Source organism: Methylomonas sp. BG-2, from assembly GCF_057766305.1.
In genome coordinates, this window is the sequence record NZ_JBYMAP010000141.1 from 1 (window position 1) to 11,291 (window position 11,291).

Genomic DNA, 11,291 nt, shown 5'->3' on the forward strand with positions numbered 1-11,291 from the left:
CGGGCTGGCAATGGTGGCTAGCAGTGGAAATTCGTTAGTCTGTTTCATATTAGTACAGGGGTTCGCGGTAGAACATCAGAATCACGCCGATTTGGAACAACGCGAAGACCGAGATAAAGCCGGCAACGTTTTTGCCCGGCGCATCCAATTTCAACTCCAGCCAACGGCCGCAAGACAGGATCAGCGCGAACACCCCCATAAGGGTGTGACCGACCTGAATCAGGAACGCGGTTTTGGCCTCGAAGCCGACATGCGAGTGCGCCAGCAGCATCATGCCGCCGAAAGCCGACATCAGCGGGAATAAATAGGGCAGGATGCCCGGATCGGCCTTGATGCGCGCGCGGGTTTCATACATGCCCAAGATGAACACCAGGAAGGTGGCGATTCGGTGCTGCAGAATTTCGCCGTTGTTGAAGGTGCTGTCCCAAAAACCGATCGGGCCCAGCGGCCAACTTTCGGCGTCGGAACGGAAAAACAGGAATATGCCTAGCCCCATGAAGCCGACCGGCCAGTAGCGGGTCCAGCGGTGGAAGCGCTCCGAGTAGGACAGCATCGCGAAAAAGCTCATCACGGTCAGGAAAATACCGGAGATGTTATGGTTGTAATCCGACCAGGCGGTGGCGGCTTCCGATGGGACCTGGCCGACGATGGCGACCCGGCCGGCCTCGCCGGCGATCAAGGCTTCGTGGGTCGGCGACTCCCAGCGCGGTATGCGCGGGTGGAACATGTTCAACACTTCTTCCCAAGTCGCGGTCAAGTGCGGAATATCGACCGACGGCGGTTGGGAGGCCAGACTGGCGGCGGTAAACAGAATGGTCAGCAGAATCAGGGTTTCCGCTTCGATGTAGTAGGGTACCCGCGCGGTCAGCGCGTACTGGCTGCGGCTGGTGAAGTATTCCTGGACCGCGGATTTGTTCAGCCAGGCAAAGCCCAACGCCAGTCCCATCATCATGATTTTGACGGTCAGCAGGTTGCCGTAACCGGCGCCGATGAAGCCCTGAAAGGTGCGAATGTAATACCAGGCTAGTGGCGTGCCGGTAACCAGCAACAGGCCGACCGCGGCGATTCCCAGGCCGGAGAAGCGTTTCAGCAACAATGGCCAGATTTCCTCGGCGATGGCGTTTTGCTTGCGCAAGCCCCACAGAGCCAGAATTTGGAAGATGCCGCCTACCCAGGCCGCCGCCGCGATCTGATGGCTGACGGTCAAGGTCATTAGCAAACCGCGGTCTTCCAGGCGGCTGGCGCCATGGACCAGCCAAGCGGCGGCGATCACCAGCGGCACGATGATGGCGATGGCGATTTGCCAATGCCGTTTGGAACGTAAGTGGTGTTTCAGACCGAACTTGATGAATAAATACAACGCAAACGCAAATAGCGCGCGGGCCAGACCGGCGTTGAATTGCACGGTGTGGAAGAACGCCGGGAACGGCGATTTACCCAGCGTCACGGCCATGAGCCAGATTTTCAGACCGATTTTCGACAACTGGGTGATGACCACGGCTTTACTGCCGAAGTGAATCAGATTGACGGTTCTGTCCAGTAGCGCGCTGTTGTAATTGGCGCTTTCGTCCCAGGGGCGCAACACGAACAAGCCCCACAGCAAGCCGCCGATGGCGATGGAGTAGAAGGTCAGATCGACGCCGCCGATCAACGAGTCTAAATAATTGGCAATGCCTTCCATATGGTTTATTTGGGTTCTTTAACGAAAAAGCGCAGGAGGTCTTCGCTGAGATGACCGTCCGCCGCGAAAATCTTCAGTTTGATCGCATACTCGCCGGGCGCCAGGGCGGGCAAGTCGAGCAGCACCTGGCCCGGCTTGGCGCCAAGCGCGGCATTGACCGGCGTCATCACGTCGCCGGCGCTGACTAGAAACACTTCCGACAAGTCCAGCTCGACCTTCGAGTTAAACGACAATTCGACCTGGCTGGCTTGATTGACCGGCACCGGTTTCAATTTCAGCGAGTTATGGGTGACGACGGCGTGACCGAATGCAATATTGCAGGTAGCCAGCGTCAGAACCAGCAGTATCCGTTGTAACGAGCGCATAGTGATCTCCTTATTTCTTGTTTTTCAGGGCATGGCTGGCCAGGTTTTTACCCAGCGTCCAGATCGAACCGGTGACGTTGTGGGTGTCGGCGATGGTTTTTTCCATTGCGTCGACGATCCAGTCGCGGTCTTTTTGGGTCAGGTTGAGCGGCGGCAGCAGCTTGACGACATTCATGCCGTGGCCGGCGACCTGACTGAGCACCCGATGTTCCTTGAACAGCGGGATCGTGATCATCTGACAGAACAGACCTTTGTTGGCCGCTTCCAGCATCGCCCAGGCGGCTTTCAGTCCCAGGCTCTTCGGAGCGTGGAATTCGATGGCGATCATCGAGCCCTTGCCGCGCGCTTCCTTCAAGAATTCGTATTTCGGACTCATTGCATTCAGCGTGGAGATCACGTCTTCGCCAATCTTGGCACTGTTTTCCACCAGCTTTTCTTCGTGGATCACATGCAGACTGGCTAGGCCGGCGGCCATCGCCATATTGTTTTTCGAGAAGGTCGAGCCGTGGACGACGGCGCGGTCCATCCGGTTGAACACCGTGTCCATGATCTTGGCGGTCATCGCCACGCCGCCGACCGGCACGAAGCCGCCGGACAGGGCCTTGGCCATCAGAATCATGTCGGGTTTGACACCCCAATGTTCGATCGCCCAAAACTTGCCGGTACGGCCGATGCCGGTTTGGATCTCGTCGGCGACGAACAGCGTGCCGTATTTTTTACACAGGCGTTCGACTTCCGGCAGGTAGTCGTCGGACGGCAGGTTGACGCCCTTGCCTTGAATCGGCTCGACGATGAAGGCGGCAACGTCCTTGCCGCTCAGCGCTTGTTCCAGCGCGGCCAGATCGTTGAACGGTACCGCCGAGCAGTTCGGCAACAACGGGCCGAAGCCTTCCCGGAAAATTTCCTCGCCGTTCAGCGACAACGCGCCCATGGTCAGGCCGTGGTAGCCGTGTTCGCAATACACGATGCGCGGGCGCTTGGTAGTGTAGCGGGCGAATTTGATGGCGGCTTCGACCGCCTCGGTGCCGGAATTGCAGAAAAACATCTTCTCCAGGTTATCCGGGCAGGTGGCGATGATTTCCTTCGCCAGCAAACCGCTCAACAGCGACACGTCCATTTGCACCAGATTCGGCAATTCCAATGTCAGGGTTTCTTGTAGGGCCTTGACGATGGTCGGATGGTTGCGGCCCATCGCGAACACGCCGAATCCGCTCAGCAAATCCAGGTATTCGTTGCCTTCGTGGTCGTACAGGTACTGGCCGATCGCCCGCTGATATTTGCGGTCGTAACCGATGGTGCGCAGGACTCGCACCATTTGGTTGTTCAGATAATGTTCGTGCAAATCGAATTTTTCCTCGAAGTGCTGAGCAAACAGATCGGCAATGCTAAAGGACATGTAATACCTCTTAAGGATGCGCCAGCGCCGCAATCGGCGGCGCTGGCGTGGATTTTTCTAGTAAATAATGATTTCGTTTAAATGCTTGGCGGTGGTTTTCAGCGTTTTTTGGGCGGCGCCGAAATGCCGGCCGAGTTTGATTAGTCCTGGCAGCTCCCAAGGATGATTCAACAGGTGGCGCAGCAATTTGCCCATTTCGACGCGGCCCTGATCGTTGAGGGCGCTGACCACGGCGCGCGGCAGGTCCATTGCGGCAGGGTCTGCGATCGCGCGCAACACCAGGAACGGTAAATTGGCTTGGCTGGCGACTTTGGCAATCGCCCCGCTTTCCATGTCCAGCGCGACCGCGCCGGTTTCGCGGTGGATGAGTTGTTTGTCGCTGCTCAGCGCGACGATGCGCGCTTCGGTGGACAAATTGCCGCTACCCACCGCCAGCCGTTCGCTGAGCCGGTTGCGCATTTTGTGGGACCAGCGTTTGTCGGTTTCGTAACATTGCCGGTCGAAAAAAATCTGGTCGGCTACCACCAGCACGCCGGGCCGCAATTGCGGCGCCAATGCGGCCGCGCATCCCCAGCTGATCAAGCGGTCGGCGCCCTTGGCGATCAACAGGCGGGCGGCGCTGGCGGCATTGTTGGGGCCGGCGCCGGCATAGGCAACCAGGACATCGGCGCTCAATTGGCAGCATTCGCCGCGCGCCAATTTCCGGGACGTCAGCGTGGCAAGTTCTTCAGGCAGCGCAACGACGATTCCGCAGCTCACGTTACTGTTGATTCAGTTCGTTGCGGTATCTGGCCAAAGCCCACAACGGGAAGAACTTGTCGTAGCCGTGATATTTCAAATAAAACACCTTGGGAAAGCCGGGCGCGGTGAAGCAGGGGTCGTTCCAGACGCCGTCGGCTTGTTGAGTGCGCAGCAAGAAGTCGATGCCGGCCTTGACTTCCGCGCAGCGCGCTTCGCCGGCCGCGATCAGGCCCAATACCGCCCAAGCGGTTTGGAAGGCGGTGCTGAAGTGGTAGCGGCCGCGGTACTGAATGTCGTCGTGATAGCTCAAGTTGTCCTCGCCCCAGCCGCCGTCCTCGCGTTGCACGCTTTTCAGCCAAGCGGCCGCCTTGACGAACATCGGGTCGGTTTTCGGCACATCGGTTTGTTCGAGGCCCAGCAGGGTGGACCAAGTGCCGTAGATGAAGTTGGTGCCCCAGCGGCCGAACCAGGAGCCGTCGGCCTCCTGTTCGTTACGGATGTATTCGATGGTGCGTTGCAAGGCCGGACGGTATTCGTCGTGGTCCTTGGCGACGCGCGCCATCAACATGGCGCAGCGAGCACTGACGTCGACGGTCGGCGGATCGAGCAACGCACCGTGGTCGGCGAACGGGATTTCGTTCAGATAGTAATAGGTGTTGTCGACGTCGAAGGCACCGTAGCCGCCATTTTCCGATTGCATGCCGACGATCCAGCGCGTGGCGCGGTGGATGGATTCGTCCAGGTTGTCCAGGCCGGATTCGGCCATTGCAAAGCCGACGATCGCGGTATCGTCCACATCGGGGTAGTGCGGATTAGCGAATTGGAAGGCCCAGCCACCGCCCGCCAAGTCCGATTTCCGGACGCGCCAATCGCCGGGTTCGTCCGACAATTGCACGCTTTTCAGCCAGTCGTAGGCATGGGTCAGCGCGGCGGCGTTGCCGCGATTGTCGGATTCGATCAAGGCCATGCTGGCCAACGCGGTATCCCAAACCGGCGACAAGCATGGTTGGCAATAGGCGTCCTTTTCGTTGACGACCAATAATTTGTCGATGGCTTGTCGGCAGATCGCTACATTCGGGTGATCGTGCGGCATGCCGAGCAACAGCATCGCTTCGTATGCGTTGACCATTGCCGGGAAGATGCCGCCCAGGCCGTCCTCGCCGTTCAAACGCTCGGTGAACCATGCCAAGGCTTGATCTATCGCGCGTTTCCGCATGCGGTTTGGGATCAAGGGTTCGGTAACCCGGCCCAGTTTATCCAGGGCCAGAAAGCATTTGTTCAAAAAGGTGCGTTCCGGGAAATAGTGCTTCTCTTCGTTGGGGTGGACGACGAACAGTTCCAGAATATCGACCTTACGCGGATTTTTGGCCTTGGCTTTCAGCGTGCACAGGATGAACAAAGGCACCATCACGGTCCGAGACCAATAAGAAACCTTGTCCAAATGGAAAGGAAACCATTTGGGCAATAGCATGATTTCGACCGGGATGTGGGGTACGCCGCGCCAGGGCAGTTGTTCGAACATGGCCAGCGCGATCCGGGTAAACACATTGGCGCGCGCCGCGCCGCCTTGGGCCAGGATCCAGGTCCGCAGCTTGACCATGTGGGGGGCGTCGATGGCGTCGCCAGCCATCTTCAGCGCGTAGTAGACCTTGACGCTGCAGCTAATGTCGCCGGGGCCGCCCGTGAACAGCGGATAACTGCCGTCCGGATTTTGCCGTCCGCGCAGGTAAACGGCGATCTTGGCTTGCAGTTCCTCATTAATCTCGTCCAGATAATGCATCATCATGATGTATTCGGACGGAATGGTGCAGTCGGCTTCGAGTTCGAACACCCAATAGCCGGCCGGATTTTGCAGGCTGAGCAATCGGGTTTGGGCGCGCTCGATGGCGATATTCAGCGCACTCAGCGTGTTGGATGTCGCCGGGCTGCTGGGTGAAAAGTCGTGGTTGCTCTCAACGGGGGCTTCAGTAAACATGGCGATTCCTTATTGTCCGGAGTGAGATACGGGTAAATATTGCCAGTCCGGGGTTTTCAGGCCTCGGCTGGACAGATTGAATAAAAGCGACAAAAGCCAGTTGCTGCGAGCAGTCAATTTGCTGGCGATAATCGTGGCCTTGACGCTGTTGCGGCTGATCTTGACCTGGCTCGAATCGTTGAAACTCAGGTTTTGCTTGATTTTTTTCAAGGTCAGTACCGCCATGCCCAGCGCCCACAGGCAAAAATTGCGGATGCCGGTTTCGTGGCTGGGCAAAAGTTGGGTGTAAGTCAGCGCGTTTTGCAGATGGCCATGGGCAATGTCGATCAAATGTTCCAGGCCTTTCCGAAAGCGTTGGTCGTTGGTGGTCGGCGTCAGATCGGTCAGGTTGAAGCCGGTCTCGTCGAAAATATCTTGCGGCAGCCAGCACACGCCGCGTTTGGCGTCGTCCCAAATGTCCTTGAGAATGTTGGTCATTTGCAGACCTTGGCCGAACGAAACCGACAGTTTCAACAGTTCGTCCCGATGGGCGGCGATTTCCGGCGAATAGTGGCAGAACAGTTTTGCCAACATCTCGCCGACGCAGCCGGCGACGTAGTAACAATAGTCGTCCATGTCCTTCATCGTTTTCAGGCCCGCGTGCAAATCCAGTGCTTGGTAGATCGGCATGCCGTTGGCCATGGTTTGCACGCATTCGGCCAGGGCTTGAATTTGCGCGGGGTCGAGACTATGGGTGATGGCAATAACCTTGGGTATCACCCTGATCAAACTGTGCTCGGCCGGAATAGTTTGTTCGGACAGCAAGGGCGCCAGTTCGGCGGCAAACGCGTCGGCGCGCGCGCCGGTCTTGACGACTTCGATGAAGTCGCGACAGAAATGTTTTTTCTGTTCGGCGTTCAGAGATACTTCGTCTTCGATGGTGTCGACAATTCGGCAGAGCAGGTAAGCATTGGCCACGGCCGTGTACAGCGCGCCGGGTAATTGCGGAATGGTCAAGGCGAAAGTGCGCGACACGCCTTCAAGTAAAACGGCTTGAAACTCGCTGTCCGGGAGCCGGTTGAGTTCGGCTATGTCAGTGATTGGCGATCGAGATCCTTTCATGGTTTTGGGGTCTATTGAAGATGCGTCAATGATAGTCGGTTTGTTGGCGATTTGCAAAGCAGTGTTGTTTTAGGGCAAATTCTCGGTTGCATGGATTAAGAAAGATAAAAGGGTGGCTTAGGTAAGTCAACTAAACATATGATTTACATTGGCTTGGTCCTGTGCGGGCAAGTCGGGTTTATAGCGATGAGGCTCTTCGATTCGACCGGTTTGCCGTGAGCTAATTGCCGGTGTTGTTGCTTTTTCTTCATTCCCACTGGAGAGAATTCGGAAAAAGTAGTATTCTAGCGACATCTGCTTGTATCGCCGCACTGTATTTCATTAGTAACTCTCAGGTTTTATAAGGCTTCGGCGGCATACGGAAGGTTGGCTCGGACTGTTGTTTTTTTTTAACAACAATCCGATGTCGGTGTCTTGATAGTTTTTGGAGAAAACGCTGTGAGTGTTCCTTTACGTCAGCAATGGGCTGTAGGTAGTTATCTGGTTAAGCAAAAACTCAAGGGTGTGAAAAAATACCCGCTGGTGTTGATGCTGGAGCCGTTGTTTAGATGCAACTTGGCTTGCGCCGGTTGCGGCAAAATCGATTACCCGGACGATATCCTCGATAAGCGCTTGTCGGTGCAAGAATGTCTGGATGCCGTGGACGAATGCGGTGCGCCGATGGTGTCGATTCCCGGCGGCGAACCGTTGATACATAAGGAAATGCCGCAAATCGTCGAAGGCATCGTCGCCAGAAAGAAATTCGTCTATCTTTGCACCAACGCCTTGTTGTTGCGAAAGCGCATCAACGATTACAAGCCTTCGCCGTATCTGACTTTTTCAGTGCACCTGGATGGCCTGAAACATCGCCACGATGCCTCTGTTTGCCAGGACGGCGTGTTCGACATTGCCATCGAGGCCATCAAGCTGGCCTTGGGCAAGGGCTTTCGGGTCACGATCAATTGCACCTTATTCCAGGGTGAAACCCCGGAAGAAGTTGCCGAGTTCCTGGATTATGCGATGGAACTGGGCGTCGAAGGCGTGACGATCGCGCCGGGTTTCAGTTACGAACGGGCGCCGCGCCAGGATGTGTTCATCCGCGGCGTGGATACCAAGAATCTGTTCCGGGGCATTTTCAAGCTGGGCAAAAAACGCAAATGGAAGCTGAATCACTCGGCGCTCTATCTGGATTATCTGGCCGGTAATCAAAGTTACGATTGTACGCCGTGGGGTAACCCGACCCGTAACGTGTTTGGTTGGCAGAAGCCTTGTTATTTGTTGGCTGACGAAGGCAATGCCGCGTCCTTTAAAGAGCTGTTGGATGATACGCCCTGGGATAAATACGGTACCGTAAAGAACCCGAAATGCGCGAACTGCATGGCTCATTGCGGCTACGAGGCAACCGCGGTTGAGGATATGTTGGCGAATCCGTTGAAAGGGCTGTGGGTGTCGTTGCGCGGGCCGAAAACGTCCGGAGATATGGTTGCCGAGACGCAACCCAACTACACCGGCGGTAGAAAAACTTCGATTTCCGAAATTCCCGTGAAAATCGAGTCCTAAGATAAATCACGGATAACGTAACTTGAATTAGCGCTGTAAGGCGAACAGTTTGGATGGCAAGGCAATGATGTTGAGAAAGTTCTTATTGAGTATTGGTTTTCTGACACTGCTATGTGGTTCTTCGGCGACCATTGCCGGCGAAGCGACGGCGAGACAGGTGGTCGAGAGCTTTCAGAACGAGCTGTTGGACGTGATGAAGCAAGGTAAAGCGCTTGGCTTTCAGGGGCGATACGAGAAACTCGATCTTGCCGTCAAGAAAAGCCATGACTTGCCGAAAATTGCCCGTATCGTCGTCGGCAAACAGTGGGAGGAATTGGCGCCGGAGCAGCAGTCCAGGCTGGAGGAAGTATTCAGCAAATTAAGCGTGTCGGCTTACGCGCATAATTTCAAGGATTATTCCGGTGAATCGTTTGTATTTGCGTCCGAGGAGGAAACCGGGCGAGGTGGCGTGGTTATTCATACCAACTTATTGATTCCAGGCGAGAAAGACGTCAAGTTCGATTACATGATGAAGAAAAAAGACGATGGTTGGCAGATTATCAATATAATAGCCGACGGTGTTAGCGATTTGGCACTGAAACGTTCGGACTATACTAGTGTGCTGAGTCGGGAAGGTTTCGACGCCTTGATCGCTAAAATTAACGAAAAAATCGAAAGTTACGCGAAACAATAAGTCTGTTTTAGGAATTTCTGTAATGTTTAACCCCAGTTTTCAAGCGAAAAGTCAGGCCTCCCTGCTTTGGGCGCTATTGGTTTCCGGCGCGCTGGCCGGCGGTGGTTGCGCCACGACTGAGTCGCGCACCGATCAAGCGTCCGCTAAGAGCAATGATCCGATGAGTTCCTCTAACTCCGTCGATCCTTACGAGGGATTTAATCGTTCGATGTATGGTTTTAACATGGGGTTGGACAAATATCTGCTCAAGCCGGTCGCGGACGGTTACAAATTCGTCACGCCGGATTTCATGGAGACCGGCGTCAGTAACTTTTTCAATAATCTCAAAGGTATTAACGTCGTATTGAACGATGTTTTGCAAGGTAAGTTCGAGCAAAGCGCGTCGGATACCGGCCGATTTCTAGCCAATACCACGTTCGGCGTCGCGGGCTTATTCGACGTCGCCAGTGATTTGGGTTTGCAAAATAACGTCGAGGACTTTGGTCAAACCTTGGCGGTTTGGGGTGTCGATCAAGGCGCTTATTTGGTGCTGCCTGTGCTGGGGCCCACCACGGTTCGCGATGGCGGGGCGGTCATCATCGATAAAGCCGCCAATCCAGGTACTTACGTTCCTGGCAGCGGCATCGTCGAAGGGATTAACGACCGTGCCAATGCCGAAGGCGCGCTGAATTTCATCGACGAAGCGGCGCTCGACCCTTATGTGTTCACCCGCGAGTCATTCCTGCAGTACCGGAAAAACCTGATCAACGACGGCAAAGCCGATACCAGTAGCTACGATTTGGATGTCGATGCGGCGCTTGAAGAGACTTCGGGTTCGGGAGTCGAAAAAAAAAACAGTCAGGGAAAGCCGGCGCCCGCCGACAGTAGCAGGATCGACCAGCCGGTAGTCGAGCCGGCTGCGGCTAGCGCCGCTACGGTGGTCGCGAGTCCGGCCTTTGAGAATATGCTCAAATCCTTTGAGGAGGCCTCGGTTAAAATGGATAAAATCAGTAAAAAAAAAGCCAAGTACAAGCGTTAGTCTGAGTTAATCCGCTGTTTGTAAGCAACAAAAAAGGCCGGTAGAACCGGCCTTTTTTGTTGGGAAGCGCGCCGAATTAATAGTGCAGCAAGGAATGGATTTCATATCCCTGTAAATTATCTCGGCCCTTCAGAAAGTCCAATTCGACGACGAAGGCGCAAGCCACGACGCTGGCGCCGAGTTTTTCGATCAATTCGCAACTTGCCTTCGCCGTGCCGCCGGTTGCCAACAAGTCGTCTATCAGCAGCACTTTATCGTTGCTATCGACGGCATCAATATGCATCTCAAGTTCCGCCGAGCCGTATTCCAGGTCGTAAGACACGCTCTGTACGTCGTAGGGCAATTTGCCGGGCTTTCTGAGTGGGACGAACGGAATGCCCAGCTCCCAGGCAACCAGAGAGCCGAAAATAAAACCGCGCGCTTCCATGCCGGCCACCGCGGTGATGTCTCGACCAAGAAATGGGTGCAGTAATTGATGTACCGCCAGCCGTAACGTGGCCGGATCCTTGACCAGCGGCGTGATGTCTTTAAAGATAATGCCGGGTTTGGGGAAATCGGGAATATCGCGGATTTTATTTCTGAGTCTGTTCATTCAAATCACCGCTCAAGCGCAAAAATGCTCGATACTGGCCAACAAACCCTTGGCGTCTAAACCGCACAAGCTCAGCAGTTCGTCGCGGGCGCCCTGCTCGACAAAGCGGTCGGGCAGGCCCAGGGTCAGGACCGGCATCAGTATCCGCTGCGCTTGCAGGAATTCCAGCACCGCGCTGCCGGCGCCGCCGGCGATGACGTTTTCCTCGAT

11 protein-coding genes are annotated in these 11,291 nt (G+C 55.5%); 3 read left to right on the top strand and 8 right to left on the bottom strand.

The features are described 5' to 3' along the window. Nucleotides 1-49: 49 nt before the first annotated feature. The 6 genes from AC3B8H_RS13895 to AC3B8H_RS13920 are packed head-to-tail and all read right to left on the bottom strand — an operon-like array spanning nt 50 to nt 7,259. Nucleotides 50-1,681, bottom strand: coding sequence for a copper resistance D family protein (locus tag AC3B8H_RS13895; protein ID WP_488442143.1), 1,632 nt, complete (start codon nt 1,679-1,681; stop codon nt 50-52). Nucleotides 1,682-1,686: 5 nt separating this feature from the next. Beyond that, nucleotides 1,687-2,046, bottom strand: a complete 360-nt coding sequence (locus tag AC3B8H_RS13900) for a copper resistance CopC family protein (RefSeq protein WP_488442144.1) — start codon at nt 2,044-2,046, stop codon at nt 1,687-1,689. A gap of 10 nt (nt 2,047-2,056) precedes the next feature. Then, a complete protein-coding gene (locus AC3B8H_RS13905) occupies nt 2,057-3,442 on the bottom strand; it encodes an aspartate aminotransferase family protein (RefSeq protein ID WP_488442145.1) in 1,386 nt (461 codons plus the stop codon). 57 nt (nt 3,443-3,499) lie between these two features. Then, nucleotides 3,500-4,201: a phosphorylase family protein gene (locus tag AC3B8H_RS13910; RefSeq protein ID WP_488442146.1), complete on the bottom strand. Its 702-nt coding sequence runs from the start codon at nt 4,199-4,201 to the stop codon at nt 3,500-3,502. A gap of 1 nt (nt 4,202) precedes the next feature. Continuing rightward, a complete protein-coding gene (shc, locus tag AC3B8H_RS13915) occupies nt 4,203-6,158 on the bottom strand; it encodes a squalene--hopene cyclase (protein WP_488442147.1) in 1,956 nt (651 codons plus the stop codon). A 9-nt stretch (nt 6,159-6,167) separates the two neighbouring features. Further along, nucleotides 6,168-7,259 (bottom strand): phytoene/squalene synthase family protein, encoded by a 1,092-nt coding sequence (locus AC3B8H_RS13920; RefSeq protein ID WP_488442148.1) that lies wholly within the window; start codon nt 7,257-7,259, stop codon nt 6,168-6,170. A gap of 438 nt (nt 7,260-7,697) precedes the next feature. Between AC3B8H_RS13920 and hpnH the strand changes: the two genes are divergently transcribed. The 3 genes from hpnH to AC3B8H_RS13935 all read left to right on the top strand — a co-directional run bounded on the left by hpnH (nt 7,698) and on the right by AC3B8H_RS13935 (nt 10,489). Continuing rightward, on the top strand, nt 7,698-8,798 hold the full coding sequence (gene hpnH, locus AC3B8H_RS13925) for an adenosyl-hopene transferase HpnH (RefSeq protein WP_488442149.1): 1,101 nt from the start codon (nt 7,698-7,700) through the stop codon (nt 8,796-8,798). A gap of 67 nt (nt 8,799-8,865) precedes the next feature. Beyond that, a complete protein-coding gene (locus AC3B8H_RS13930; RefSeq protein WP_488442150.1) occupies nt 8,866-9,471 on the top strand; it encodes an ABC transporter substrate-binding protein in 606 nt (201 codons plus the stop codon). 22 nt (nt 9,472-9,493) lie between these two features. Beyond that, the gene (locus AC3B8H_RS13935) at nt 9,494-10,489 is read left to right on the top strand and encodes an MlaA family lipoprotein (protein ID WP_488442151.1); all 996 of its coding nucleotides are present in this window, start codon (nt 9,494-9,496) and stop codon (nt 10,487-10,489) included. A 76-nt stretch (nt 10,490-10,565) separates the two neighbouring features. On the opposite strand, the gene AC3B8H_RS13940 is transcribed toward AC3B8H_RS13935, so the two are convergent. Together AC3B8H_RS13940 and AC3B8H_RS13945 are read right to left on the bottom strand one after the other, a co-directional pair. Further along, complete coding sequence (locus AC3B8H_RS13940; RefSeq protein ID WP_488442152.1) at nt 10,566-11,081, bottom strand: adenine phosphoribosyltransferase; 516 nt, start codon at nt 11,079-11,081, stop codon at nt 10,566-10,568. 12 nt (nt 11,082-11,093) lie between these two features. Further along, a partial coding sequence (locus AC3B8H_RS13945; RefSeq protein WP_488442153.1) for a transketolase C-terminal domain-containing protein occupies nt 11,094-11,291 on the bottom strand: 198 nt, incomplete at its 5' end.